This window comes from Microbulbifer echini (assembly GCF_041447225.1).
In the GTDB taxonomy this organism is placed as follows: domain Bacteria; phylum Pseudomonadota; class Gammaproteobacteria; order Pseudomonadales; family Cellvibrionaceae; genus Microbulbifer; species Microbulbifer echini.
This window is the reverse complement of record NZ_JBGMEL010000014.1, coordinates 85,162-110,238: the sequence shown is the minus strand read 5'-3', so window position 1 is coordinate 110,238 and position 25,077 is coordinate 85,162. Positions and strand designations below refer to the sequence as shown.

25 protein-coding genes and 3 tRNA genes are annotated in these 25,077 nt (G+C 50.2%); 17 read left to right on the top strand and 11 right to left on the bottom strand.

Annotation, left to right across the window (positions count from 1 at the left end; translation table 11 throughout):
• Positions 1–158 precede the first annotated feature (158 nt).
• Positions 159–458 (bottom strand): transposase, encoded by a 300-nt coding sequence (locus ACCI51_RS14580; RefSeq protein ID WP_371844261.1) that lies wholly within the window; start codon positions 456–458, stop codon positions 159–161.
• 72 nt (positions 459–530) lie between these two features.
• Here ACCI51_RS14580 and ACCI51_RS14575 point away from each other — a divergent pair, with 72 nt between their 5' ends.
• Positions 531–890 carry an IS66 family transposase gene (locus tag ACCI51_RS14575; protein WP_371844259.1) on the top strand — a complete coding sequence of 120 codons (360 nt, stop codon included), beginning with the start codon at positions 531–533 and terminating at the stop codon, positions 888–890.
• 481 nt (positions 891–1,371) lie between these two features.
• On the opposite strand, the gene ACCI51_RS14570 is transcribed toward ACCI51_RS14575, so the two are convergent.
• Entirely contained in the window at positions 1,372–1,704 is a 333-nt protein-coding gene (locus ACCI51_RS14570; RefSeq protein ID WP_299587483.1) for a YnfA family protein, read from the bottom strand.
• 911 nt (positions 1,705–2,615) lie between these two features.
• Here ACCI51_RS14570 and ACCI51_RS14565 point away from each other — a divergent pair.
• A complete protein-coding gene (locus ACCI51_RS14565; protein ID WP_371844257.1) occupies positions 2,616–3,059 on the top strand; it encodes a type II 3-dehydroquinate dehydratase in 444 nt (147 codons plus the stop codon).
• Positions 3,060–3,337: 278 nt separating this feature from the next.
• Positions 3,338–3,592, top strand: coding sequence for a GmrSD restriction endonuclease domain-containing protein (locus tag ACCI51_RS14550; protein WP_371844256.1), 255 nt, complete (start codon positions 3,338–3,340; stop codon positions 3,590–3,592).
• Positions 3,593–3,672: 80 nt separating this feature from the next.
• Here ACCI51_RS14550 and ACCI51_RS14545 read toward each other — a convergent pair whose 3' ends face one another.
• Both ACCI51_RS14545 and ACCI51_RS14540 read right to left on the bottom strand, forming a co-directional pair.
• Complete coding sequence (locus ACCI51_RS14545) at positions 3,673–3,945, bottom strand: hypothetical protein (RefSeq protein ID WP_371844254.1); 273 nt, start codon at positions 3,943–3,945, stop codon at positions 3,673–3,675.
• A 1,110-nt stretch (positions 3,946–5,055) separates the two neighbouring features.
• Positions 5,056–5,298 (bottom strand): helix-turn-helix domain-containing protein, encoded by a 243-nt coding sequence (locus ACCI51_RS14540; protein ID WP_371844252.1) that lies wholly within the window; start codon positions 5,296–5,298, stop codon positions 5,056–5,058.
• A 240-nt stretch (positions 5,299–5,538) separates the two neighbouring features.
• Here ACCI51_RS14540 and ACCI51_RS14535 point away from each other — a divergent pair, with 240 nt between their 5' ends.
• From ACCI51_RS14535 to ACCI51_RS14525, 3 genes are all read left to right on the top strand, one after another.
• Complete coding sequence (locus ACCI51_RS14535; RefSeq protein WP_371844251.1) at positions 5,539–5,748, top strand: hypothetical protein; 210 nt, start codon at positions 5,539–5,541, stop codon at positions 5,746–5,748.
• A gap of 117 nt (positions 5,749–5,865) precedes the next feature.
• Positions 5,866–6,297, top strand: coding sequence for a LexA family protein (locus ACCI51_RS14530; protein WP_371844250.1), 432 nt, complete (start codon positions 5,866–5,868; stop codon positions 6,295–6,297).
• A 227-nt stretch (positions 6,298–6,524) separates the two neighbouring features.
• The gene (locus ACCI51_RS14525) at positions 6,525–7,259 is read left to right on the top strand and encodes an SOS response-associated peptidase family protein (RefSeq protein ID WP_371844249.1); all 735 of its coding nucleotides are present in this window, start codon (positions 6,525–6,527) and stop codon (positions 7,257–7,259) included.
• A 392-nt stretch (positions 7,260–7,651) separates the two neighbouring features.
• Here ACCI51_RS14525 and ACCI51_RS14520 read toward each other — a convergent pair.
• The 6 genes from ACCI51_RS14520 to ACCI51_RS14495 form a co-directional block, all read right to left on the bottom strand.
• Positions 7,652–7,738 (bottom strand) — tRNA-Leu (locus ACCI51_RS14520).
• A gap of 93 nt (positions 7,739–7,831) precedes the next feature.
• A tRNA-Cys gene (locus tag ACCI51_RS14515) sits at positions 7,832–7,905 on the bottom strand.
• 493 nt (positions 7,906–8,398) lie between these two features.
• Positions 8,399–9,613 carry a hypothetical protein gene (locus tag ACCI51_RS14510; protein ID WP_371844248.1) on the bottom strand — a complete coding sequence of 405 codons (1,215 nt, stop codon included), beginning with the start codon at positions 9,611–9,613 and terminating at the stop codon, positions 8,399–8,401.
• Positions 9,614–9,958: 345 nt separating this feature from the next.
• Positions 9,959–10,408: a phosphate-starvation-inducible PsiE family protein gene (locus ACCI51_RS14505; RefSeq protein ID WP_299585754.1), complete on the bottom strand. Its 450-nt coding sequence runs from the start codon at positions 10,406–10,408 to the stop codon at positions 9,959–9,961.
• 344 nt (positions 10,409–10,752) lie between these two features.
• A tRNA-Pro gene (locus ACCI51_RS14500) sits at positions 10,753–10,829 on the bottom strand.
• Between the two features lie 68 nt (positions 10,830–10,897).
• Complete coding sequence (locus ACCI51_RS14495) at positions 10,898–11,746, bottom strand: acyl-CoA thioesterase (protein ID WP_299585756.1); 849 nt, start codon at positions 11,744–11,746, stop codon at positions 10,898–10,900.
• A 386-nt stretch (positions 11,747–12,132) separates the two neighbouring features.
• Here ACCI51_RS14495 and ACCI51_RS14490 point away from each other — a divergent pair, with 386 nt between their 5' ends.
• Together ACCI51_RS14490 and ACCI51_RS14485 are read left to right on the top strand one after the other, a co-directional pair.
• Positions 12,133–12,810, top strand: a complete 678-nt coding sequence (locus tag ACCI51_RS14490; RefSeq protein WP_299585758.1) for a TetR/AcrR family transcriptional regulator — start codon at positions 12,133–12,135, stop codon at positions 12,808–12,810.
• Positions 12,803–13,369, top strand: a complete 567-nt coding sequence (locus ACCI51_RS14485) for a DUF1285 domain-containing protein (protein WP_371844247.1) — start codon at positions 12,803–12,805, stop codon at positions 13,367–13,369. Before ACCI51_RS14490 ends, ACCI51_RS14485 begins: the two co-directional genes overlap by 8 nt.
• A 657-nt stretch (positions 13,370–14,026) precedes the next feature.
• Here the strand turns inward: ACCI51_RS14485 and ACCI51_RS14480 are convergent.
• Positions 14,027–15,664: an electron transfer flavoprotein-ubiquinone oxidoreductase gene (locus tag ACCI51_RS14480; protein WP_299585762.1), complete on the bottom strand. Its 1,638-nt coding sequence runs from the start codon at positions 15,662–15,664 to the stop codon at positions 14,027–14,029.
• 353 nt (positions 15,665–16,017) lie between these two features.
• Here ACCI51_RS14480 and ACCI51_RS14475 point away from each other — a divergent pair, with 353 nt between their 5' ends.
• From ACCI51_RS14475 to gspI, 9 genes are all read left to right on the top strand, one after another.
• A complete protein-coding gene (locus tag ACCI51_RS14475) occupies positions 16,018–16,767 on the top strand; it encodes an electron transfer flavoprotein subunit beta/FixA family protein (protein WP_299585764.1) in 750 nt (249 codons plus the stop codon).
• Positions 16,767–17,696, top strand: coding sequence for an electron transfer flavoprotein subunit alpha/FixB family protein (locus tag ACCI51_RS14470; RefSeq protein ID WP_371844246.1), 930 nt, complete (start codon positions 16,767–16,769; stop codon positions 17,694–17,696). The genes ACCI51_RS14475 and ACCI51_RS14470 overlap by 1 nt, the downstream gene beginning before the upstream one ends.
• 220 nt (positions 17,697–17,916) lie before the next feature.
• Positions 17,917–18,606: a type II secretion system protein N gene (locus ACCI51_RS14465; protein ID WP_299585767.1), complete on the top strand. Its 690-nt coding sequence runs from the start codon at positions 17,917–17,919 to the stop codon at positions 18,604–18,606.
• A 56-nt stretch (positions 18,607–18,662) separates the two neighbouring features.
• Positions 18,663–20,684 carry a type II secretion system secretin GspD gene (gene gspD / locus ACCI51_RS14460; protein WP_371844244.1) on the top strand — a complete coding sequence of 674 codons (2,022 nt, stop codon included), beginning with the start codon at positions 18,663–18,665 and terminating at the stop codon, positions 20,682–20,684.
• Positions 20,681–22,177 (top strand): type II secretion system ATPase GspE, encoded by a 1,497-nt coding sequence (gspE, locus tag ACCI51_RS14455; RefSeq protein WP_299585771.1) that lies wholly within the window; start codon positions 20,681–20,683, stop codon positions 22,175–22,177. The genes gspD and gspE overlap by 4 nt, the downstream gene beginning before the upstream one ends.
• Positions 22,178–22,179: 2 nt before the next feature.
• Positions 22,180–23,397: a type II secretion system inner membrane protein GspF gene (gspF, locus tag ACCI51_RS14450; protein ID WP_299585773.1), complete on the top strand. Its 1,218-nt coding sequence runs from the start codon at positions 22,180–22,182 to the stop codon at positions 23,395–23,397.
• Between the two features lie 269 nt (positions 23,398–23,666).
• Positions 23,667–24,095: a type II secretion system major pseudopilin GspG gene (gspG, locus tag ACCI51_RS14445; protein ID WP_299585775.1), complete on the top strand. Its 429-nt coding sequence runs from the start codon at positions 23,667–23,669 to the stop codon at positions 24,093–24,095.
• A 21-nt stretch (positions 24,096–24,116) separates the two neighbouring features.
• A complete protein-coding gene (locus ACCI51_RS14440) occupies positions 24,117–24,704 on the top strand; it encodes a prepilin-type N-terminal cleavage/methylation domain-containing protein (protein ID WP_371844242.1) in 588 nt (195 codons plus the stop codon).
• Entirely contained in the window at positions 24,694–25,077 is a 384-nt protein-coding gene (gspI, locus tag ACCI51_RS14435; protein WP_299585779.1) for a type II secretion system minor pseudopilin GspI, read from the top strand. Before ACCI51_RS14440 ends, gspI begins: the two co-directional genes overlap by 11 nt.

The following is a 25,077-nucleotide window of genomic DNA, read 5'->3' as shown; positions in this document are numbered from 1 at the left end:
CTGTACCAAACCATCAAGCTGCATTCGGTACTGCTGGCGCTTGGATTGATCGGCCGATCTTGACACCCAGTCATAAAACCCACTGCGAGATACGCTCAACACCTTGGCCATCACTTTGATGCTGAACTCATGCCTGTGCTTTTGCATGAAGGTGTACCTCATTTCAGGCTCTTTGCAAAGTACGCTGCCGCCTTTTTTAAGATCGCCAGCTCCTCTGCCTGCTCAGCCAGCTGCCGCTTAAGGCGAGCATTCTCTGTGGCCAGCTCTCTCTCGGCATCCCCTCGGCTCTGATGTAACTTAGCCTTGCTTCGCCATCCGTAAATCTGGGAAGGATGTAACCCAAGCTGTTTAGCGGCAACGCTTACCCCAACTTTGACCGCCAGTGCTAGGGCATCTTTTCTATATTCCTCTGAGTATTTTTTACGAGTGGTTTTGGTTGATTTACTTGATCGTGTCATAGGGCACCTCTGCTGCGTAGTTTATCGCTTAAGAGAGTGTCCGTCTTTTGTGGGTAGGATCACCACCCGCAAGTGCTACCCAAATCCCCGCTGGGTAAGGCAATGAATTACTGCCTGAAATATTGGAACGGGCTTTGTGAATTCCTCAATGATGGTCGCTTAGAAATCGATAACAATTTGACTGAACAGGAAATCAAACCCTTTGTCATGGCTCGAAAGAACTTCCTGTTTGCATCGTCGGTCAATGGCGCTAAAGCACTGTGCCTGCACTTCAGTTTGATTCGCACTGCCAAGCTCCACGGCCTTGACCCCTACAGGTATTATGTGGAGGTGCTTAAGCAGATTCCTCACTGCCAATTCGTTAAGGATTATGAGGCACTGCTACCCTGGAATATCCAGCTTGAAAAGGTTGGGCTGGCAGTAGTCGCGTAATGTAGGGGCGTTGCCAGCAAGAAGGCTGGCGCAAGCTGCACCCCGCCATGTTTCTGGATTGACGTCACTTCTTGTTTAGCTTCGGTGACTGGCCTACTCAAGAACCCAACTTGAGTACCTCGAATAGAGTACTCACCTGTGGCCTAGTAAGATCGCTTACCCAAGTTTACATGGCGGGTTCATGAGCTTTGCAGGATTAAAAGCGGGCTTGTGTTCCATTGTATGGTTGGTAAGAGGCGCTCAGCTCTTGATCAAGGAGTGGGACGGCGAAGCCAAGCCATGCCAACCTTTTAAGTGCAAAGAACAAAAGGTCACCGCAAGGTGTCACATAAAGGGTGGGTACCATTGTGTAGTTATTACTTGAAGCCCAAGCGCAGAATAAAACTGGTGTATAGAATTGAGCGCCATAGTGGGTGGTATGAGATGCCTTGCTAGATATATCAGATGGAATTCTACAGAATGCAATAAATTCATAGATTTGTTAGGCGCTTTTAGGTGAAAACATGATAATTGCCATCCCACTCAGTGCAACTGCTGAACCGACCAAATCCCAAATAGTTGGAGTGGTACCTTCAATAATCCAGAGCCAAAGAATAGAAGAGCCGATATAAACCCCTCCATAAGCAGCGTAAACCCTACCCGCAGCAGATGGATGTAGAGTGAGCAACCAAACAAATGCCCCTAGGCTAACAGCAGCTGGTATTAACAGTAATATACTTTTATTCTGCTTGAGCCATAAGTAAGGGAGGTAGCACCCAATAATTTCAGCGATGGCGGTTATAAAAAATAAAAAGATAGTTTTTAGTTCAAACATAACTCTTCATCGCCATCTCTTTAGTGAATGTCAATCGGCTAGACAGTAAGTGAGGCTAGGCATGTTTTTTGATAATTATAGCTAGTTTGTAGCAGGCTCCCATTCGTCAATAGTATTATTATTCCCTTAACTCTTGGCCGGTAATCAGTTATTGTGACGTCTTTAACCATACTGTCGTCGATGCATAGCAGCAATGGATTATCTTGGTTGCTGAATAAGGCGTGTTTTTCCCTAGAAGCTGCTTCATAACTTCTTTAACGTAATTAGCATACAGTCAATATAGGAAAAAGCCCTGTAAGAAAATAAATAGTGATTCCGCCTGACGACCAAACGGCGCTACTTCCCCTCCAACGTCGTACATGCCTTCTGAGCTTTCTGCTATCTTGTCTCGACGCTTTTCTTCTATTCCTGACCTGAGGGACAATCAGGTCAATTTCACAATAGGATTATTTTGTCTGCGCCCATCATCATTACACTATGTGAGTGGTTGCTAAGTGTCCGGAAGGATTAGACCACTACAATCTGGTATTGTTCTTTCAAGGTCAGCTGGTTGGTACGGGTTCCCATGAGGTTCCCGGCTTGTTTGTGTGGAAGCTTACTAGCCTACAGCCAGCTGACTTCTCACGCTATTGCCAAGTGTGTCGGTTATTGTGAGAATCTAGGGTCTGGAATCACATGAGAAATATAGGGACCTCAAAGAAACCACTGAAAAAAGGTGAGACATTGTTGGGTCGAGCAAATGCAGATTTGCAAAGCATCAACAAAAATAGAAAACTTGTGAAATCATTTTTTCAAGAGCCGGCAGTATTCTTTGCTGCTGCCTAGGTAGTAGCTCAAACAGGCCCCATCCAAGTATTAGGCGGTATTAGGCGCTTGCGTGAGCTATGCCAGAGACAGTACGGAGCAGTTAGATGACAAAGATTCTCTTGGTACAAGGAGCAAATCTCAGCTATTTGGGGAAACGTGAGCCACACATCTACGGCACTACTTCGGCTGCCGACCTCGATATGCATCTTCGCTCCCATTCGGAGCATCTCGGATATGACTTGGATATCTTCTACACGAACGTAGAAGGGGAGGCGATCAACCGAATTTATGAAGCGACGCGAGCGGGGACCGATGGGTTGGTAATGAATCCTGCCGGCTTCACCTACGTGGGGTACGCACTGCGGGACTGTGTAAAGGCTGTCGGTTTGCCCTATATCGAAGTGCACATCAGCAACGTCGAAGTGCGCGGTATTCGCAGTGTCCTTTCTAACGTTTCGGTCGGGACGCTTACAGGCTTCGGTCTTAGTGGGTACGAAATGGCCCTAGAGGCGATGCTCAGGCTTCTAGAGCATGAGAGTGATTTTTGAGAGGTCGCTTGTGCCAGTTCAATACAGGGTGCCTCCAGGCGTCGCCTGTAATTGCCGGAGAAGATATAAGTATCAGTATGATACCAACCAACCAACCAACCAACCAACCAACCAACCAACCAACCAACCAACCAACCAACCAACCAACCAACCAACCAACCATACAAACAAAGGCAGGCGGATGCTTTGTACTCCTGTTTGGGCGTTCAGGCTGTAGAAAAATTCTTAAAATGTAGCTTTTTTGTTAAAATGGAGATCTTGATGTCGAGATTATCCATATGCCCAATTTCAAACGTTACGATTACACCGTTCAGTTTTTCCAAAAGGCTTCGGACTTGGATGTTGAACATATTGTTCCACTTTCATGGGCCCATAAGCACGGTGGTGCCAATTGGACCCGTGAGCAGCGTCGCGCCTTCGCCGAAGACCCGGCCAACCTCTGGCTGGTAGATGATGGTCACAATCAAAGCAAAGGCGACAAAGGCCCTGATGAGTGGTTGCCGCCCTATCAGCCCGCTCGTGCATCAGTTTGAAATCGTAGCTGATAGGTATGGGCTGCAGTTCTAGTCGAGATAGTACTCTCAGATTCAACTATATCTAGGAACTAAAGATGTTAAGTTTCTGGGACGACAATTCTAGACTCATCATATGGGAGCACTTCTTGTTCTAGGAATTTAAAGAGCTCTTTTGCTTTATCTTCAAATTCTTTTCCATAGGATAAATTTCCGAGATCTTCACTATCTACCATGCAGAAGTTGCACAAAATTCTTAATGTCTGTATTACATTTTGAAATTGTTCTCTTACCCCCCTGTTTTTGTATGCTAGCCGTGGCAGGGGGAACATCCCCTTGGGGAGAGAAGGTTTTAAGTCCGGATTGTCAAACATTACTCCGCTATTAGAGTGAAACTTGAGTTGAATGGACAGGGATGTGAGGTCCGAAAAGCATCTCTTCACCTCTGTAATACATTTAGCTTCATTTACACTATCTAAGATTTCTTGAAGCTTTTTTAAGCGAAAATAAAGTATGGATTTCTCATCATTCTTTCCTGTAGATTTAATATTTAGGAAAGGTTTTGCATTGGATTCTGATAGGCCGTTCTTTGGAAATAGGTCATTATAAAGTCCGTTTGAGTCTGTAAATGTGATATCAAGTTCTTCTTCAAGCCTATTTATAGTGAAAAAAATTGCTCCCTGTGTTTTAGGTAATTTCCGAGTGAGTTTGTAAAAATACTTTCCTGTAATGTCTTGGCTGTCTGTTTTGATCGGTGGTAAGTAGCTGCAAACGCAGCTAAAGGTAAAGTTAAGGCTAAGAGTGTTATCGGTAATCTATATATTACAAATAAATTATTAATACCGGTGAAAGATGGTTCATAGGTGCGATCTACTATTTGAGGGGTTATTCATATGATAAATAAAATAGATATACTGACCGGAATTAATATGGAGCTTTTGTACCATCCGGAATCCCAAAGTGATTTTTTCTCAATGTCACTTCTTATAGGGGACCACCACTCTTTGAGGTCGGGCCAGAAGGCAATAATGAAAGCAGAGATCAGGATTGTTGAACCAATAGTAAATTGCTCATGAATTTCATCAAAAAAGAAAGCATTACTTTTATAGAGTAAGAATAATAGTATGAGTACCGAGATAATCATGATCCAAAATTTAAGAAATTTCATTATATCTCACCCTCTCTGTATAATTTTTTATTAGTCTTTCTGCTTCCTATCACAACCTGATCCCCTTCATTCTTATCTAGAACGCTGGATATTGATCTATCCAGGTTCAGCAGTCTAGGGGGTCTATTAACATAAAGCTCTAATAAATGATTCATAATATCGTCGATAAATTGCTAAGGGATATCTAGTGCACTTTGGATATTTTAAGAAAAAACAACAGAAGGGCTTCCTTTTAACGCAGGCTCTTCCATAGCTGGTAACTACTCTCGATCACCCGGTGAATATGCTGGCGAAACTCCTGCGGCAATTTTGCATACTATCTGGAAACTAACGGCGGAAAGGGAATCTGCGCAAAGTGGTGCAGGTTCTCGGCCAAAGTAATCCCCACCGCTTCACACCGAGCCGGCAGCAGTTCCGCCGCTATCTTCTGCTTGCCTGTTTCTATTTTCGAAACTTGAGATGGCGCCAGCCCCAGCTGGTTGGCCAACTGTGCGATCGTCATCCCCTCCAATTTCCGTGCGTTGCGTAGGTGTTCGCCCAGTGTCCCGGCCTCAAACATCTAGCCGTATTAGGTACTCCCGTAATAACAAATTTTCGATTTTCGAAATAAAACCGCATTTTGCATTTCTAAATTAGAAATAATCCAGAATATCCGTTCATAAACTGTAAATTTTTAGTAGTGTTCCGGTGTTTGTCGCCAAAAGCCCGGATAATTCACTAGCGGGCCTTGGCGGAGATAAGCCACCGGAGCCAGTGCCTGTGGTGGTTAGGATTTGTAGTTCCTACAAGGAGGTAGACCATGCCCTTGACCGCTCATGTTCATCAACTTCACCACGTCAATAACCTATGTGCTGGCCTGGAATGGGTGGCGAACTGTCCCAATCAGAACGCGCGCACTGCCTTGCTGCAGCTGATTGGTGAGGAGGTGGGGGAAACCCTGCAGGGCGTTATTTTTGCTGTTGAGGCAAAGGCCGCAGGTAGAAGCCTACCGACAGAGAAGGCGGCCTAGCCTAATGTTGGGGCCGCTGCTGAGAGTAGTGCCGGCCTCATAGTCATCCATTGCCCTTGCCGATTGCTGCTCTCTGGCAATAAACTGTATGAATATACAGTATTTAGGGTTTCCAGAATGAAGCTTTCCCCACTCTACGGCCACGGCATTGCCTGTGGCTTTCCCTCTCCTGCCGATGACCATAAGGAGGCGGCACTCAGCCTGGATGAACACCTGATCTCCAAGCCGGCGGCAACCTTTATGGCGCGGGCGAATGGGGATTCCATGATGGGGCTCGGCATCTTCGACAAGGATTTATTGATTGTCGATCGCTCACGAAAAGTGGAGGAGGTGGCAGGCTTTAACATCGTCGCGCGTCGCTGCTATTTTCTAATTGCCACAATATTCTTCAAAATTATCCGGGGTGTTAGTGAAGCCGATCTTCTCTGCCAACTCCCATGGGCGCTCGCACGCTTTCGTTTTGGCACACCAAAGGTAGCCAGCCGAAGCTATACATCCGTGTTCATCCTTGTCGGAGCCTACAGTTGTGGCAGGGCTAGGGGCCCCTGAATTTTCTGAGGAGCATCCGACTAGGGATATCATCAGGGTAAGAGTGGCCAGTCCTAAACTTTTCATCAAAACAATCTCCATGAGATTATGCCTGACGGCTATGCTTGTGGGCGTATTGAAATGTAACGAAACGAAGCTTCTTGCCTTTTATGATAATCCATAGATGAATTAATGCTGTTGGGGTTTCAATTGAATGTGGTCTAACTCACGCTGCTTGGGGGACTGGTATGTGTTACTCCTTTGCGGTTCCTAACAATAAGTTGCTGTCATTGCTTCCGATCAAATTCGGTGTTGACGCTTCGGCATGGAAGCAATTACGCCTAGATCAGAAGTGGGAATCGTCTTCTAGTAAAACTGAAATTCAGCATGTCCTGGGCCTGAAGGGGCAGCCCCGCGCGAGTCAATTCCGTCTCCCTGGGGCTGGAGAGCGCGTTTACCCTCGATATTTTGCACCGGGCGTCGTGAGTGACGGTGAGCGGAATTGGCTGCGTCCACTGCGCTATTCGATTCGGCCTGAACGGTCAGCTGTGGATTTAGCGACCCGCTATAGCCTCTATAATGCTCGCTTGGATAGAGTGCTGGAGGCAAAGACTTGGCGACCTCTGATTGGTTATCGGCATGGTATTTTGCCATTCACGCACTTTTTTGAGTGGGTTGAGCAGAAGGGTAAGAAAACCCAGATACAGTTCATGCCACAGGGGAGGAGCTTGATGTGGGCACCAATCCTATGGGATTACTGGATGTCTCCGGGTAATGAAGTCGGTTATTTTTCATGCGCCCTAATTACGGATGACCCAGCTCCGGAGGTTGAGGCAGCTGGACATGATCGCAGCCCGATTTTCCTTAATGCTGATTATGTGGAAATTTGGCTTGATGCACAATCCAGCAGCGCAGAGGAGTGGCAGAAGTTTCTGAAAGGACATCGTGAGACAGTAGCTTATCGCCACTCTTTAGTTGCATGAGTAATACAAGCTTGTTAATTAAGTATTTCACTTGTTAGTCAACACTTTACATTCGCGCTCTGTATTTATATGCAGTATTTGGGTGTTTTATGAAACCCATTTCCCCCTGCGGTAGAGGGATTTGCAAAATCCTCGGGCTAACTCTAACTGCCCAGTATTCCCTATACGGGATTGGAATGGCTCTCATTGATAGTAGAGAGGGCTGCAAAGGATTGGTACGATACCATTGCACGGTATAGTTTCTAACGTCGATAGGGCTGGGAATAAATTGTCAATCTCTCCACTAAAGAAATAAAATTTTTAGTGCCGAGAATTTAATTGGGGGGAGATTAAAAGCCAGTGTATCAGTATTGTACAAGCGAATTCTCACTTGCTGGTTTTTAGGGGGTGTGTGGTGCCCGGGGCCGGACTTGAACCGGCACGGCCGTTAAGCCGGGAGATTTTAAGTCTCCTGTGTCTACCAATTCCACCACCCGGGCAGGTCCCTTGCGAGGTGGGGCTTTAGCAATTTTGCTTTGCCCTACATCCTCACTCCCATTGCAGCTCACAGGATTCTGCAATGGAAAGGAAAATGGAGGCTAGGGTCGGAATCGAACCGGCGTACACGGAGTTGCAGTCCGCTGCATGACCACTCTGCCACCTAGCCAACACACCGCTTTTTAGCGGTTGAAAACGCAGTAAATTCTATCGGATAAACCTGAAAAATCCTAGCGTTTTCTGATACTTACGTGCCCTTGGCTGCGTAAGAGGGCGCTATTCTATGGGCTCACGGAGATTAGTCAAGCGTTGATTTCAACAATTTGCAAAAGTTGAGGAAAAAAGTCTGGAAAGTTCACGGATAACCGTATGGCAGCAGGCGTAATAACTTTTAGTACTGCAGTCGATGAACCTATTTCCATTTGTTCTTAATTTATTTTGGGGGCTGCTGGCAATCCATTGAGGGTGTTCGATACTGTCTTTATCTGGCTAACACGTCTCCCCCAAAACGTGTTTAGTAACGCTGGTAGGGCGCACCAGGATGGTACTTGCCCGATGTGTAGCAAGGATGAAATCCTCCAAGTTTCACTCCTAATGGTCTTGGCCCTGACGCTCTCCCCCCCCCGTCGTCAGGGCTTTTTTTTTACCTGTAATTTTGCGGTTTACTGTGCTTTCTCGGTCAGGTTTTCCTGAGCCAGGGTCTTCACCGGCCGGCCTGCGGCCTGCTCGGAAAGCTTCCTGAATCGTTCCAAGGTGATCTCACCGCGAGTGCTTGCGAGTTCCCGAGCCACATCGTCGATCCCGGCTTTCCCGTTGCTGGCTTTGCGAATTTCTTTGTCCAGCTCAGATATAACACCGGCTGCGCGTGCGGTGACCGGTCCAGAAGAGCGCCTGACCAAAAGAGTGGGGGCCTCTTCGCCCCAGTGCACCAGCTTATCCATCGCCTCCTGATAGCGGTCTTCGCTAATACCACCAGTTCTTCTCAAAATTTCGAGTGAATAAAACTCGGCCAGCCCCTCAACGATCCAGTCGCTTTGCTCATCACCATGTATGCCTGTACCGACATGAACAAGCTCATGGATCATGCTGCTGGTGCGGTTGCCGCTAATTAGAGGGCGATCGGCATGTATAAACAACGAGCGTGTACCAGAGAGTCCGCCACGCCACATGGGGTCATCGCCGCTAACGATGAGTAAGTGATCGGGGAAAAGTGGGAAGATTTTTTTTAGTTCTGGAAGATTCCAGTTGAGAAAGGCGAGCACGTCCTGGCGGCGTATATCCTGTCCCTTTGGAGCGGAAACTCGTGTATCCGTGCCGGCAATATAATCCTGACGGCTACCGATCTCGCCCACAATCATCCACCCTTTGGGTCTCACAAAGCGTCTTTTGGGGTCGGATAGCTGATAGAGGTTGTCCTCGATTTCAGGGTAGGGCAGGGCTGAAGACCAGCCTTTAGGCATCACCAATTTCAAACGTGCGTCGGAGCGCCCTCGGCTGGTTGCAGAGATTGGCGCTATCAGCTTATCGCTGCGAAGGATTGCCCAGTCGTCGGTGATCCTGGAATCATAGCCACCATTCTTTCTCTGATTATTGATAACGAAGCTATAGCTTAATTCGGCCCTTTCACCCTCGGGGCGCCAGATCGCCGAAGCTCCCTTTTCCTCAAGAGGGGACTTACTTTCCAGGTCCCTATATCGTCCAGAGCTCAGATTCAATTTGAGCTTACTGGGTATATCCTCGCCACTCAGCGTTATTTCAACGTGGGCGAGCTTTGAATCGGGGTCAACTTCGACTGTGTAGAGCAGCTCATACGCCCAGGTAGAGGTTGATAGAGTAGTGGCGAGCAGAAGCGGGGCGAAAAATCTTAAAAGCATCATATGCCTGGCATTAAATCCAACAAGTTGCGGTTATGACAGCATCCAAGCCTACAGGTGCCGTAAAGTCGCCTTCAAGCAAATTGGTCACAGAAGAAGGCGGGATTTACGAAATGCCGGTTCGGAAGTGTTTGGTAATCAGAAAATCAAAATAAAAGAATACACTTATAAAGCCGTTATCATATATGCAAAATATTTAACAAACATATCTCCCGTACATGTTGTTCAGGTAGCAAGATATGTTCAAGCCCGGTAGCGCGATAATCTGTAGAGGCTGAAGGAGTGGTCAGATGGGTAGGCTCTTGTTTGGCAAAAGCCATACGAAGTAGCTAAGTGATTTGTAGGCACTTACGCCGAGCGCTTGCTTTTTTCCTGAACCAGCCAGTAGGAGACTCCTAGCGCAATGGTAACAAGCGCTATGCCCACCACATGCTCTGCGCCAACTAACTCAAGATCTAGAACAATGACTTTCCGCGCGACCGCCATAAGAGCTGTTGCGAGAACCAACTGAACGGGAATGACGTTGGTACCCAGGTAGAGCCGAATATTGGTAAAAATCTCTATTGCGATCAGTACCACCAAAAAGGCACCGAAAGTCTCGAGGATATCTTCCATGTCCAGTAGAAATCGCGGTGGCGATCTCAGGTTCTCAAAAACCACGTAGATCACGTCGGCGATAGTCCAAAAAATCACCAAAACCATCAGGATCGCAAGGAATTTAACCGCTATTTTGATCGCGCGATGTAACTGGTTGATTAGGGGGTCTTCATGGTCCTCATGTATCTCTTCGTATTTCATTTGCCTCGCTTTGCCCCTGGTGGCCTGAGGTTTCTTTAGCTTGAATATATGTCAAAACTTGCCGACCAGCTATGCAGCCACCCTTGGTAGAAGAGGTGAGGCCCAATGTGGCATCAAACCGCACTGTGAAGCCCATGAGCTAGCTAATGATGACCTTGGTGGGGGCGAGGGAACTCAAAATTGTTCTAGATAAGCGTGTTCGAAATTGCCAAGAAGACCGAACACGTTAGCGTGTGCTGCAAGTATAGTTGGCAGGAGTGGGGCAGTTCGTGGAGCTGCCAGGGGCTGGATTAGTAAAGTTATAGATACAAAAAAACCCGCTTGAGGCGGGTTTTTAGAATCTTTGGTCGGTGAGAGAGGATTCGAACCTCCGACCCCTTCGTCCCGAACGAAGTGCGCTACCAGGCTGCGCTACTCACCGATTTATTCCGCTGGATCAGCGAAGAGGCCGGCATTATAGCAGCCATTTTTTCACTGTAAACTATTGATTTAGCTTTTAATTTGTCGAATTAGGCCCTCTTGGGCCGTAGAGGCAACCAGCACACCGTTGCGGGTAAAAATCTGGCCTCTCGTAAATCCACGGGCGCCTCCCGCAGAGGGGCTGTCAGTGACGTATAAGAGCCATTGATCCAATCGAAAATCTCGATGGAACCACATGGCGTGGTCCACACTGGCGGGCATTAGGTGTGGATCGAATAGGGAAATATCGTGGGGCTGTAGGGAGGTCCCCAACAGGCCCATGTCTGAGGCGTAACAAAGTGCTGCGCGGTGCTCGATTGGGTCGTCAGACATCTCTCCCTCTGCACGAAGCCAGAACATACATTTGGCCTCACGAGTCTCGGCACCAAAGTAGCTTTGAGGATCGACGGGGCGAAAATCAATCATATAGCGGCGTTGGTCGTATTGAGGACTAACGAGCCCTGCCTCCAGTGCCAGTTGCTGGGTATTTTTCAGCCCTTCTGGCGCCGGTATATCCCCGCTGGGCATATCCGCTTGGTGATCGAAACCGGCCTCTTTAATCTGAAAGGAGGCCGACATATTAAAAATGGCGCGGCCTCGTTGTTTGGCAACCACGCGCCTAGTGGTAAAGCTTCCCCCATCACGAATCGGGTCTACCTCATAGATAACGGGCAGTTCGCTGGAGCCGGGGCGAAGAAAGTAGGCGTGTAGGGAGTGGGGTAAGCGTTCTTCGACGGTGCGAGTAGCAGCCATAAGAGCCTGCCCAAGCACCTGACCTCCGAAAAGAACTTTACGATAATTTTCGACGTGATGACGACTGCGAAAGAGATTGCGATCAAGCTCTTCGACGTCAAGAAGTTTGCTCAGCTTTTCCAACATGGACGACTCTACCTGTTACCTATTAGTGATAGTCGGGTTTGCCTGGACTGGCATTGGGGGCTTGTCCAGAGGGGCGATAATAGCAGCACATGACGTAAAGACCATTATTAGTCACTGATTTCACTGCTAGCTTTACAAGTAGGCCCTGGGGCGATTGATTAACCGGGTTTGCACTTGGGTTGTGATTCGCATCTCACTCTGTTGGGAGCTTGGGGAGAGGGGAAATGGGTCTGAAAGTACAAAATTTAGGCAGAATGATCTCCTTATGGGCGTAATTTCTAGGCTAATTTCTCGATTCACTTTTCCAAGCGACTCGAATTGCCTATCATTCATGAATGAATAGTCAATTTCAGTCCCCAACATTACGGGCAGAGAAGGTCGGAAGTATGGATAAGGCAAAAGAGAAGGTTCAGAGGTTTCGCGCGCGAGAGCAGCGCATCCTGGATGCGGCTCTGGAGCTTCTGCTGGAGCACGGTGAAGAAAAGGTCACGGTCGAGCAGATTGCTGAGCGTGTAGATATCGGCAAAGGCACCATCTACAAGCATTTTATTTCAAAAACAGAAATCTACATGCGCTTACTCATGGACTATGAAAAGTCCCTGGCAGAGCGCCTCAAGGTCGCTGTGGAGAATGCGGAAAAGGGTGATATTACGGCGCCTGCCCGAGCCTACTTTGAATCCCGCATGGCCGATCCGGGCAAGGATCGTCTTTTCCAGCGCCTGGAGGAGAAGATCATATCTCTCAATCTGGCCGCAGAGATGATCTCTGAGCTGCACGCTATCCGTAACTCCAACACTTCCGCCTTGAATCGTGTCTTTGAGCGCCGGATAGAGCAGGGCATGCTGAAGAAGGTACCAGCGTATTACTACTACTCAACCTACTGGGCCCTTGTGCAGGGTGCTGTGGAGCTCTATCACTCCAAATCCTTCTCTGATGTGATTGAGGATCGGGAGGGGTTAATGGAGTTCATTATGGATGTGGGTGTTCATATTGGTGATACCTCCTCGCGAAAGCCCTTGGAGGGTGACCAGTCTGGTGAAACTGCGGGGTCCTCTTTTGGCTGAGCCATTGTTTCAGCAACTGCAAAAGCTGCAAAAGGAGTTCCACGGTCACCCGCCGGTAGACCGGTGGGACCCAGAGTTCTGTGGTGATATGGATATGGTTATCAAGCGTGATGGCCGCTGGATCCATGAGGGCACAGAAATTCAGCGGCAGCCGCTGGTGAAGTTGTTTGCCAGCATTTTGAAGAGAGAGGCTGATGAATACTTTTTGGTGACTCCTGTTGAGAAGTTGCGGATTCAGGTGGAAGACGTGCCTTTTGTAGCTACTCAGGTCGCCCGTAGTTCCACCGATGAGAATGCGCAAAAGCTGCTATTTACCACGAATGTGGGGGATGTTGTTGAGCTGGATGATGAGAGCATTTGGCAGCTATTGGAATTTGGCACGCCCTCTCAACTTATCCCTTATTTCGAGGTTCGCAAGGGGTTGATGGCCAGGGTTTCCCGTAATGTTTTTTATCAGCTCATAGAATGGGCGGAAGAGGAGCGTCAGGGCTCGAATGGCTCAGGACAACTGTTTATTCACAGCGCAGGCAAAAAATTTCTATTAGGCTCCTATAATTGATCTCTCCTAAAAGCTTGGGTTGTACTTTGTAAACCCAGGCGCATCTACCGCTTATAGCGCCCCCCGTTTTGAAAAATACCTGATTAAAGCGGTTTTTTCTAATGCTTTGATCGGGTTGGTTTGTAGCTTTGTGTAACCGGCGCGATCTAATTTGTGTTGATGTTCCTTCGTTTTGATCGGGGCATATACACGTCGAATTCAACAAATATTAAAAATATGAAAGTTTGGATCTTTCTTGTGTGCGTTTCTGAAAGGAAATAAAAGATTGGGGAGTTCGTGCTGCTCAGACGAAAAATCAGACAGCGCGTTTGGGTGCCCAGCTGGAGGCTGTCCCAGTAACGGCAATGTAAGCAAGGGGGACTATTAATGTCGATCTTGAAAAGATTGCCAGTTTTTATAATGAGAGATTAAAAAGTGCTGGGGTGCAAAGCTTTCCGGTGGATCTAATGCGCCTGAGTGTGGTGGTGTCAAATTTACTTGGGAGGAGGTTTGGCAGGCATTCGTTCCGAATGCGCACTACAATTTTTGGTTTGCGAGCGACTACATTCCGCTGCGATCTTCGCGGAGGGATTCCTTCTACTTTTGTTCTTTCATGGGGGGCTAAGTGGGTAGGGCACATACAAAAATGGCGCCCGAAGGCGCCAGAAAGCAAACTGCTTACATATTTGGGTAGTTGGGGCCGCCGCCACCTTCCGGAGTGATCCAGACAATGTTCTGAGTCGGATCTTTAATGTCACAGGTCTTACAGTGCACGCAGTTCTGTGCATTGATCTGGAAGCGCTTGCCGTTCGCGTCCTCGATAACTTCGTAGACGCCTGCGGGACAGTAGCGCTGTGCCGGCTCATCGTAGATAGGCAGGTTGTGATTCAGCGGGATTTCTGAGTCTTTCAGCGTCAGGTGGCAAGGCTGATCTTCTTCGTGGTTAGTGTTGGAGATAAACACGGAGGACAGCTTGTCAAAACTGAGCACGCCATCGGGCTTGGGGTAGTCAATCTTGGCGCAGTCCGCGGCGGGTTTCAGTTGGGCGTGGTCCGCTTTGGTGTCGCGTAGGGTCCAGGGCAGCTTGCCCTTAAATATATTGATATCCACGAAGGCATAGGCGGAACCGAGAATATTGCCCCACTTGTGTTGTGCAGGACCGAAGTTGCGCTGTACGTGCAGTTCCTTCCAGGCCCAGCTGTCGCGGTACTTGGTAGTGTACTCAGTCAGCTCAGCATTGTTGCGCTCAGCGGCCAGGGCTTCCACCACAGACTCAGCAGCGATCATGCCGGATTTCATGGCGGTGTGGTTGCCCTTGATCTTGGCAAAGTTAAGAGTGCCGGCATTGTCGCCGATCAGCAGGCCGCCGGGGAAGGTCATCTTCGGTTGGGACTGCAATCCGCCTTTGATGATTGCGCGCGCACCGTAGGCGACACGTTGACCGCCTTCAAGGTATTGCTTAATGACCGGGTGGTGCTTGTAGCGCTGGAATTCATCGAAGGGGCTCACGTGTGGATTGCTGTAAGCCAAGTCGGTGATCAGCCCTACAACGACCTGGTTATCTTCCAGGTGGTATAGGAACCCGCCGCCGTGGGTGCCACTTTGCTCTAGGGGCCAGCCGGCAGTGTGGACCACTAGACCTTGTTGGTGTTTGTCAGCGGGAATTTTCCAAATTTCCTTGATGCCAATACCGTAGTGCTGGGGGTCTGCATCGGCATCCAGCTTAAAGCGCTCGATCAGCTGCTTGCCTAAATGTCCGCGACAACCCTCGGCAAACAAGGTGTACTTGGCGTGCAGCTCCATACCGGGCATGTAGGAGTCCTTCTGCTCACCGTTCATGCCGATACCCATATCGCCTGTGGCGATACCTTTTACTGAGCCATCTTCGTTATAGAGAACTTCAGCTGCGGCGAACCCTGGGAATATCTCCACTCCCAGGTTTTCTGCCTGTTCAGCCAGCCAGCGGCATAGGTTGCCTAGGCTGATAATGTAATTACCCTCGTTGTGCATAGTGCTCGGCACAAGCAGGTTGGGCACTTTGATGGCGTTTTCATCGCTCCGCAGAACGTAAATATCGTCGCCTTTGACTTCGGTGTTCAGAGGAGCACCGCGCTCTTTCCAGTCGGGGAAAAGCTCGTTCAGAGCGGTTGGCTCAAAAACTGCGCCTGAGAGAATGTGGGCGCCGACCTCGGAGCCTTTCTCTACAACGCAAACTGAGACGTCTTCATTTAGCTGGCGAATACGGCAGGCCGCTGCTAGTCCGGCTGGACCTGCACCCACGATCACTACATCGTATTCCATTGATTCGCGTTCCACGGCACTCTCCTCAGCAGTTGTATTCAACTTTTTACGGCCATTCCGGCCTTATCATTTATATAGATGGCGGATTATATAGGCCTTTATTGAACCCTACCAATTGCATGACTATTCAATTGCTATGGCAAATGTGCTGTATTTCAACAGCTTAGGGGGACTGAATAGATGGTCTCTATTCTCTGAAATAGATTGCGTGAATGGCAGCAGTCACTTCTATTTGACTATTGATTTTGCCGTATAGAACCGCCACCATACACGCCGTTCAAACACCTGTTTGACCAGAACACCGTATCCGTTCGCGATGAGAATCGTCAGTCGCGGCTGTTAAAAAGCATATTTGAGACGGGATTTCCATGAAAGTTCTTGTAGCTGTGAAGCGCGTTGTCGACTACAACGTCAAGGTTCGCCCTAAGGCGGACGGCACTGACGTTGATATCGCCAACGTCAAAATGTCTATCAACCCCTTCTGCGAAATTGCAGTTGAAGAGGCGGTGCGTTTGAAGGAAAAAGGCGTTGTCAGCGAGATAATCGCCGTTTCCATGGGCCCCAAGCAGAGCCAGGAACAAATCCGCACAGCCCTGGCGCTGGGCGCCGATCGAGGCATTCTGGTTGAGACCGATGCCGAACTGCAGCCGCTTGCTGTAGCCAAATGCCTGAAAGCAATTGTTGAGAAAGAAGAGCCGCAAATGGTGATTCTCGGCAAGCAAACTATCGATGGCGACAACAACCAAACCGGTCAGATGCTGGGCGCTTTGACCGGAATGGGGCAGGGTACCTTTGCTTCCGAGGTGGTTGTAGCCGGTGACACTGTAAAAGTGACCCGTGAAATTGATGGCGGCCTGCAGACGGTAGAGTTGAAGCTTCCGGCTATCGTAACCACGGACCTGCGCCTGAATGAGCCGCGTTATGCGTCTCTGCCGAATATCATGAAGGCGAAGAAAAAGCCTCTCGATACCACCACTCCAGACGAGCTGGGTGTAGATATCACTCCTCGCACTAAAACGCTGAAAGTCGAGCCACCCGCAGAGCGTCAAGCCGGTGTTAAGGTTGCTGACGTTGCGGAACTGGTAGAGAAACTGAAAAACGAGGCGAAGGTAATCTGATGAGCATTCTGGTTATTGCTGAACACGACAACGCCGAACTGAAGGGCGCTACGCTCAATACCATTGCCGCGGCCAAGGCGATCGGTGGCGATATCGCCGTACTAGTGGCTGGCGCCGGTTGCGCCGCTGTGGCGGACGCTGCCGCCAAAGTTGATGGTGTTAACAAAGTATTGTTGGCTGACAATGCCGCCTATGAGCATCAGCTGGCTGAAAATGTAGCCCAGTTGGTTGCCGACCTGGGGAAAGACTACGGTCATATCCTGGCTCCCGCTACCACCACCGGCAAGAATATGCTGCCGCGCGCCGCAGCCCTGTTGGACGTTCAGCCGATCTCCGACATTATCTCTGTTGAGAGCGCTGATACCTTTAAGCGTCCAATCTATGCCGGCAATGTTATTGCAACCGTGCAGAGCTCAGATGCCGTTAAGGTAATCTCAGTGCGTGCAACTGCTTTTGATGCCGTTTCTGCCGAGGGCGGTAGTGCCGCTGTTGAATCCGTAGATATTGCCGACGATGCTGGAGTTTCCTCCTTTGTTGGCGAAGAGCTCGCCAAGTCCGACCGCCCTGAACTTACCGCCGCTAGCGTGGTGGTTTCAGGTGGGCGCGGCATGCAAAACGGTGAAAATTTCGAAATGCTGTACAAACTGGCGGATAAGCTCGGTGCAGCGGTTGGCGCATCCCGCGCCGCGGTAGATGCCGGTTTTGTTCCCAACGATATGCAGGTTGGCCAGACTGGCAAGATCGTTGCTCCCGATCTCTATATTGCGGTAGGAATTTCCGGCGCTATCCAGCATCTGGCCGGCATGAAAGACTCCAAGGTTATTGTGGCGATCAACAAGGATGAAGAGGCTCCAATCTTCTCGGTTGCTGACTACGGCTTGGTGGCTGATTTGTTTGAGGCGGTTCCTGAGTTTGAAGCAAAACTGTAATCCTTGATTGCTGTACTACTCAGTATTGAAAAGGCGGCGCATTGCCGCCTTTTCTTGTTTTGGCGATCTGATCTACGGAACTAGTGTGCAATTTCGGGGACGAAGTGATGGTTTGCAACGTTTAACTGGGCAGGAGCGTTGCCTTTCCTAGGATAAGGCAACAAAATAGGCGTCAAAAACCAATAACCTAGAAAAGTTGAACTTGTAAGTGGGTATGTTCATGTCCCCATTAAGGCGAGCCATTGGCTCAGTTAATAATGGCTTTGGTCAGGGTGATGCGCGCCGAGCGTTTTCCCGTGGCACCATGGCGGCATCCGCGGTGGGGCTGCTTTGGGTATCGGGCAACTTGCTTGCCTACGGTTCCCTACTCATGCCATCGGAGCCGGAAGAGTCTCTGCTGGCCGAACGTAAAGATAACCGTCTGGGTGCTCCACAGGCGTCTTCAATTCCCAACACCCCCTTCTTTGGCTATGCCGAAGCCAAGAAACAAGAAGCTACTCCCGAGGTCGATCTCTCTAGTATCCCGGTAACCCAGCTGAATATCGTTCTCTCTGGCGTTTTAGATAACTCGGATAAGAATAAAGCCAGTGCACTGGTTGCCGAAAAAGGCAAAGCGGCAAAGCGTCTCTTTGTAGGGGACTCACTACCTGGTGGCGCAGAACTTTATTCTGTTGAGGTAGACCATGTGGTTCTTCGTCGTAATGGCAGGATGGAAAAGCTGACATATCCAGAAGTGGACGGTCGCCCGAATGTTCCACTGAAGAATTATTCAAGCCTGACACGCAAGTCCAGGCAGAGTGGTACAAAAAGTACTGCAAGACGTGAAGCGAGCCAGGAAAGCATTCGAGAGCGGATGGAAAAGCTCCGTGAATTGGCTCGTGAGCGTCGTGCTCAGCGCCAGCCCCAATAAAACTGTCTAACTAGATTGTTTTGAGTTTTTGAACATTTACTAGAGCCAGATAAATAATGATGAAGATGTTTTATCGACGGCTGATTGCGGTCGGGTTTGGTTTTTTTGTGTCTACTGCAACGCTGGCTCAAGGCTCGGAGAGGGTTACCCTCTCTCTCGACAATGCCGATGTTCGTGACCTGATTAACTGGGCAGCCGATTTCACCGGCAAAAATATTATTGTTCACCCCAATGTTAAGGGGAAAGTCACCGTTGTTGCCGGTGACCCTATGACACACGATGAAGCCTTTGATGTCTTTATGTCTGTACTCCAGGTGAATGGCTTCAGCCTGGTAGAGCAGGGCGGTACCTGGAAAGTGGTGCCCGATGCGCTCGCTAAGCAACAAGCAATTCCAGTGGCCGACGAGAACACTCGAGCGCCGGCCGAATCTCTGGTTGTGCGCACCGTGCGCGTAGAAAATATTTCTGCTTCCCAGCTGATCGCTATGCTGCGCCCACTGATACCGCAGACTGGTCATCTCGCTGCGTATGCCGATACTAATACCCTGATTATTGCCGACCGTGCAGCGAATATTGATCAAATCATACGTTTGGTAAAACAGCTTGACCGCGCTGGTGCCATTGATATCGAGGTTGTTCCTCTGATGTTTGCCTCCGCCAAAGAGGTTAAGCAGATCCTCAATGACTTGTTGCAAGCCAGTGGGGGCAAGGGTGCGGGCAGGGAGGTTCAGCCACTGCGCATTGCGGTGGATGAGCGCTCAAACAGTGTGCTGTTGACGGGAGACCCGGTGACCCGTCAGCAAATTCGAACCGTTATTGGCCGTTTGGACCAGCCGCTGGATGGCGATGGCAATACTGCAGTGGTGTATATCCAGTACGCCAATGCGGCGGACTTGAAACCGATTCTGGAAGGGATGAGTGGAAGTATCCAAAATACCGAGAAGGACCAGCAGGCAGCCAGCGTAGAAGTCAGCATTCAGGTGAATGAATCGCTCAACGCCCTGGTACTTACCGCTCCCCCGGCACTACTGGAAACGATGAAGGGTGTTATTGCCCGTCTCGATGTGCGTCGCGCTCAGGTATTGATTGAGGCAGTGATTGTTGAGGTTAAAGAGGATACCAAAAATAACTTAGGGATCAGTTGGATCGCTGGAGCCGATGAAAGTATTGTTGCGGGCTGGAATAATCTGCCGGCTACTGATGCCGACGGGAATATCAACCCCTTCTCCCTTCCCCTTGACAGTGTCAGCAAGCTAAACACCTTGAGTTTGGGCTATTTTAGTGGCACCGACCTGAGGGTTGCGGTTAACGCCCTGGCAACAGCTGGCAATACGAATATCCTATCCACGCCGACCATTATGGCGCTGGATAACGAAGAAGCTGAGATTTTGGTCGGTCAGAACGTGCCCTTTATTACCGGTGAGCAACTGCTTTCCGGTAGCAACGGCGACCCCTTTACCACCATTCAGCGCGAAGATATTGGTACCACCCTCAAAGTGACGCCGAGGGTGAACAACAACAATTCCGTGACTTTGGAAATTGAGCAAAAGGTTGAAGATCTCCTTTCGGCAGCAGCTGATGAAGCTGTAGGGGCCTCGGATATTATTACCAGCAAACGCGAAATTCGCACGAAGGTCCTGATTGATGATGGCGCGATCCTGGTGCTGGGTGGATTGATCGAAGATAAAGTGACAGATTCTGTTCAGAAGGTACCGTTACTGGGTGACATTCCAGGAATCGGCAGGTTGTTTCGGAACAATACAAAAAATGTTACCAAAACTAATCTGATGGTATTCCTGAAACCGAAGATCTTAAGTACCCAAACGGCCGCTTATGAAGAAACTCGTAAGCGCTACATGGATATGCAGCAAAAGCAGATCTTCCTCAAAGACAGAACGAGTCTGCTGTGGGATTGGCACCGTGGTGATGCATTACCAGACCTGATGCCGCCAACAGGCACCTACAACGAGAGTCCGGCCCCGGTGGATGGCTCTATCAATGCCGTTGATAATCTGGAAGACGCTTTGGAAGGCGTATCGGAAGAGGTTGAGGTACTGGAGGTCGAAGAATATAAATGACGGTTGATACAGGAACAGGGACACCAGCAATTCGCCGCCTTCCATATGCTTTCGCCAAGCGCCACAAGGTCCTGCTACTGGAACAGGAGGGGCGCCCGGTATGCCAATATGTCGCACCGCTGAGCCCCTCGGCCATTGCCGAGGTGCAACGTGTTAACGGCGGTGCGGTGCGCTTGGAGGCCGTAGAGAATGAAATATTCCAGATGGCCCTGCAGCGCCTCTACGAAAATCGTGAGGGGGGAAACCTCTCTGGAGTCGAAGGGCTCGGCGATGACTTGGATCTGGCCGCAGTTGTGGATTCCCTTCCGGAAACCGAAGATCTACTTGAGCAGGAAGACGATGCGCCTATCGTAAAGCTGATCAATGCGATTTTTGCGGAATCTCTGAAGCAGGGCGCCTCTGATATCCATATTGAAACCTTCGAAAAGCGCTTGGTGGTGCGTTTCCGGGTCGACGGTGTACTACGTGAAGTACTCCAGCCCCGACGCGCCCTGGCTCCTCTGCTTGTTTCTCGTATCAAAGTTATGGCCAAGCTGGATATCGCGGAAAAGCGTATTCCCCAGGATGGTCGAATCTCTCTCCTGATGGCGGGGCGGGAAGTGGATGTCCGTGTATCTACTATGCCCTCGTCCGCCGGCGAGCGGGTGGTGATGCGTCTGCTCGATAAGCAGGCAGGTAAGATGGACCTAAGTAAACTGGGCATGGCGGACAGGGATCTCAGTGTGATGACAGAGTTGCTCGCGCATCCCCATGGCATCATCCTGGTAACTGGCCCAACAGGTTCCGGTAAAACCACCACTCTCTACGCGGGTCTAGGCAGTATCAATAGCCTGGAAAAGAATATTCTGACCGTGGAAGACCCGGTCGAGTACAACCTGGAAGGCGTTGGTCAAACTCAGGTGAATACCAAGGCGGATATGACGTTCGCCCGTGGGTTGCGCGCTATTTTGCGCCAAGACCCAGACGTGGTGATGGTCGGTGAAATCCGTGACCTGGAAACCATGCAGATCGCCATTCAGGCGAGTTTGACTGGGCACTTGGTCCTTTCAACCCTGCACACCAACACTGCCCTGGGTGCGGTAACCCGCCTGGTAGATATGGGAATCGAGCCATTCCTGTTGTCTTCAAGCTTGATTGGGGTCCTGGCCCAGCGCCTGGTGCGGGTACTTTGCCCCGAGTGCAAGCAGCCACATGTGCCTGATGAGAGTGAACGAGCAATGCTGGGGGTCGCCCCTGGAGAGGAGGCGATCATCTACAACCCCAATGGCTGCGATCAGTGTAACCATTCCGGCTATGTGGGCCGAATCGGCATTTACGAGCTAGTCCCCTTGAATGAAACCATGCGCCAATTGATTCACGATCGAGCCTCGGAGAGCAAACTGGTGGCGGAAGCGCGCAAGGTTGGGCCGAGTATTCGCGATGATGGAATCCTCAAGATCCTGGCGGGGAGAACCTCCCTTGAAGAAGTTATGCGGGTTACCCAGGAGTCCTGATCGTGGCAGCGTTTGAGTACACAGCCCTCGCGGCATCCGGTCGGAAAAGCAAAGGTACCCTAGAGGCGGACAGTGCCCGTTCTGCGCGCCAACAATTGCGCGCCAAAGGGATGGTGCCCCTGGATATTGCCCCGGCCGCTGAGCAATCTGAAAAGAGTGCCAGTGGCTTTATGTCGGGAAGCCCGGGACTCAGTATTAAAAACCTGGCCCTACTTACCCGACAGATCGCAACCCTGCTGCGTGCAGGCATTCCCCTGGAGGAAACCCTGGGGGCAATTGCCAATCAGACCCGCAACCAAAAAATTCGCCGCGTTGTGTTGGCTGTGCGCGGAAAGATTTTGGAAGGGCACAGCTTTGCGCAAGCCCTGGGTTGTTTCCCCAAGGCTTTCCCGAAACTTTACCGCGCCACCGTCGAGGCTGGTGAGCACTCTGGACACCTGGATGCCGTATTGGAGCGCCTGGGTGACTACACCGAGGGTCAGCAGCAATTTCGGCAGAAAGTGCAATTGGCGCTGATTTACCCTCTGGTGCTGGTGTTTATCTGTGTCCTCGTGGTCACAGGGTTGATGGTTTATGTTGTGCCGGATGTTATTGAGGTCTTTACCGGTACCGGACAGATTTTGCCGCTACCCACTCGAGTACTGGTTTCACTGAGTGACTTTATTGCCGTCTGGGGCTGGCTGGTACCCCCCGCGCTGGGTGCGGCCATTGCCGGTATTGCGATTTTGTTACGCCGCCCGGCAATCAAGTACAAGTTTCATCATCGGCTACTGGAACTGCCGGTGATTGGCTGGATGGTTCGCGGTGCGCAAAGTGCCCGCTACGTGGGCACCCTGGCAATCCTGACCGGGAGTAGTGTTCCTCTGGTACAAGCCATGGGTATTGCCCGAGGTGTAATGACCAATGAGTTCCTTAAGGATCGCCTGGAAACCGCTCAGAAAACCGTGCGTGAGGGTGGCAGCTTGCACCGCGCCATGGAAGATATCGGCTATTTCCCTCCAATGATGATCTATATGATCGCCAGCGGTGAATCTTCTGGTACCTTGGACGAGATGTTACAGAGGGCAGCGGAGTCTCAGGAGCAAGATTTACAGGGTGCGGTAACCGCTTTTGTGAGTTTGTTTGAACCACTCATGTTACTTGTGATGGCAGCTATCGTACTATTTATCGTGATGGCCATTATGATGCCAATTATGAGCATGAACGAACTAGCCATGTAGTGCTCAAAGAGGTGTAGTCCATAGAATTGGGACGCTGGTTATTTAGGAGGGGACAATGAAATCCTTACTGAAAAGCCGCGGTTTTACCTTGAGAGAGGCATCTAAAGTGCTCATTGGCCTCGGCGCTGTCGGGTTGCTCGGCTTCCTACTGCTTTGAGTGTAAAGATCAATATCTCTGTTTAAAACAAGCGAAAATTTTTTAAATTGGGGTCACGATATCTCTCGTGACCCTGGGGGTTCCCAGCTTTCAGCTGAACTTGGAGAAAAAAATGCGAAATCTACGCAAAAGTGGTGGTTTCACCTTGATTGAGGTCATGGTGGTAATTGTGATTCTCGGTGTGCTTGGCGCCATGGTGGTGCCCAGTGTCCTGGGAAAAACGGGCGAAGCCCGTATGAAGGCCGCTCGCGTGGACATTCGCGCTATCGAAACTGCCCTCGATATGTACCGTATGGATAACTTCGTGTACCCGAGTTCCGATCAGGGACTGGAGGCACTGGTTGCCCGTCCTTCCGGTTTCCCCGAAGCTAAAAACTGGACTGAGCCCTACCTGAAAAAGGCACCGAAAGATCCCTGGGGTAATCTCTACCAATACATTAGCCCTGGCAGCTCCGGCGCCTTCGATTTGTTCTCCCTGGGTGCCGATGGTAAGCCAGGTGGAGAGGGTGAGGCCGCCGATATTTTTGCTGCCGATTTGTAAGCCCAGATCAAACAATACCTGATGTATAAACGATCAGCCCAGGTAGGGCTCCAGCGCAATCGCGGCTTCACCCTGGTAGAGATTCTGGTGGTTATTGTGATAATCGCCAGCCTAGCGGGTATGGCTGTGATGTCTTTGGGCAGTTCCGGGGTACGTGTATGGGAGGGCGAGACTCAGCGTCTCTCCGCGCTATTGCAGCTGGTTGCCGATCGGGCTCTGATTGACAAAACCCACTATGGCGTGGTGCTAAAGCCTGAGTCTTACATCGTTGTGCGGTTTGATCCCTCCTCAATGACTTGGCAGGCGCCCGATATGGCTTCGGCCAGCCGGCGCAGTCAGCGCTTTGCGGCCCATGAATTTCCCGCCAACGTGCGTCTCGAGGTGCTGGAGGGGGCGGATCTTCCCTCAACTGAATCCACCGAGTTTGCCGAAGAGGAGAGTGACGAGGAAGATACCAAGCCACAATTTGTTGCCCTCTCCAGCGGTGAGGTCCTACCGGTGAAACTGGCGGTCTTCCTGATCGAAGATGGCGATTTTGCTCGCGGCGCGACTATTTCCTACAGCAGCCTCTACGGCTTGCAATTAGAGTGGCAGGCCGATGACTTATAGATACCTACGCCCATCTGTGCAGAGAGGCTTTACCCTCGTTGAGGTATTGATCGCGCTAGTCATCTTTGGGGTTATCGCGGCCAGTGTATTGCGAACTATGCAGAGCAGTGTGCAGCGCCAGCGGGTGATGGAAGAACGGCTCGCGGCGAACTGGGTGGCGCAACAAGTACTTTCTCAGGTGCGCCTACAAACCCCTTGGCCGCCAATTGGGGAAAAGAAGGACGAGGTGGCCTTTGCCGCGAGGGACTGGGAAGTGACCGCCCGTGTAGAGGCTACCAGCGAAGAGCGTCTGCGCCACATCACGATCGAGGTAGGGTATCCCGATGCGGAAAACCCGACTCTGACACTCGATGCCTGGGCGGCGCAGGAGTAG

Excerpts from the sequence above, each read along its gene's own strand:
- ACCI51_RS14580 (WP_371844261.1), bottom strand. The coding sequence starts at position 458 with ATGACACGATCAAGTAAATCAACCAAAACCACTCGTAAAAAATACTCA.
- ACCI51_RS14570 (WP_299587483.1), bottom strand. The coding sequence starts at position 1,704 with ATGTTTGAACTAAAAACTATCTTTTTATTTTTTATAACCGCCATCGCT.
- ACCI51_RS14565 (WP_371844257.1), top strand. The coding sequence starts at position 2,616 with ATGACAAAGATTCTCTTGGTACAAGGAGCAAATCTCAGCTATTTGGGG.
- ACCI51_RS14550 (WP_371844256.1), top strand. The coding sequence starts at position 3,338 with ATGCCCAATTTCAAACGTTACGATTACACCGTTCAGTTTTTCCAAAAG.
- ACCI51_RS14545 (WP_371844254.1), bottom strand. The coding sequence starts at position 3,945 with ATGTTTGACAATCCGGACTTAAAACCTTCTCTCCCCAAGGGGATGTTC.
- ACCI51_RS14540 (WP_371844252.1), bottom strand. The coding sequence starts at position 5,298 with ATGTTTGAGGCCGGGACACTGGGCGAACACCTACGCAACGCACGGAAA.
- ACCI51_RS14535 (WP_371844251.1), top strand. The coding sequence starts at position 5,539 with ATGCCCTTGACCGCTCATGTTCATCAACTTCACCACGTCAATAACCTA.
- ACCI51_RS14530 (WP_371844250.1), top strand. The coding sequence starts at position 5,866 with ATGAAGCTTTCCCCACTCTACGGCCACGGCATTGCCTGTGGCTTTCCC.
- ACCI51_RS14525 (WP_371844249.1), top strand. The coding sequence starts at position 6,525 with ATGTGTTACTCCTTTGCGGTTCCTAACAATAAGTTGCTGTCATTGCTT.
- ACCI51_RS14510 (WP_371844248.1), bottom strand. The coding sequence starts at position 9,613 with ATGATGCTTTTAAGATTTTTCGCCCCGCTTCTGCTCGCCACTACTCTA.
- ACCI51_RS14505 (WP_299585754.1), bottom strand. The coding sequence starts at position 10,408 with ATGAAATACGAAGAGATACATGAGGACCATGAAGACCCCCTAATCAAC.
- ACCI51_RS14495 (WP_299585756.1), bottom strand. The coding sequence starts at position 11,746 with ATGTTGGAAAAGCTGAGCAAACTTCTTGACGTCGAAGAGCTTGATCGC.
- ACCI51_RS14490 (WP_299585758.1), top strand. The coding sequence starts at position 12,133 with ATGGATAAGGCAAAAGAGAAGGTTCAGAGGTTTCGCGCGCGAGAGCAG.
- ACCI51_RS14475 (WP_299585764.1), top strand. The coding sequence starts at position 16,018 with ATGAAAGTTCTTGTAGCTGTGAAGCGCGTTGTCGACTACAACGTCAAG.
- ACCI51_RS14470 (WP_371844246.1), top strand. The coding sequence starts at position 16,767 with ATGAGCATTCTGGTTATTGCTGAACACGACAACGCCGAACTGAAGGGC.
- ACCI51_RS14465 (WP_299585767.1), top strand. The coding sequence starts at position 17,917 with ATGTCCCCATTAAGGCGAGCCATTGGCTCAGTTAATAATGGCTTTGGT.
- gspD (WP_371844244.1), top strand. The coding sequence starts at position 18,663 with ATGATGAAGATGTTTTATCGACGGCTGATTGCGGTCGGGTTTGGTTTT.
- gspE (WP_299585771.1), top strand. The coding sequence starts at position 20,681 with ATGACGGTTGATACAGGAACAGGGACACCAGCAATTCGCCGCCTTCCA.
- gspG (WP_299585775.1), top strand. The coding sequence starts at position 23,667 with ATGCGAAATCTACGCAAAAGTGGTGGTTTCACCTTGATTGAGGTCATG.
- ACCI51_RS14440 (WP_371844242.1), top strand. The coding sequence starts at position 24,117 with ATGTATAAACGATCAGCCCAGGTAGGGCTCCAGCGCAATCGCGGCTTC.
- gspI (WP_299585779.1), top strand. The coding sequence starts at position 24,694 with ATGACTTATAGATACCTACGCCCATCTGTGCAGAGAGGCTTTACCCTC.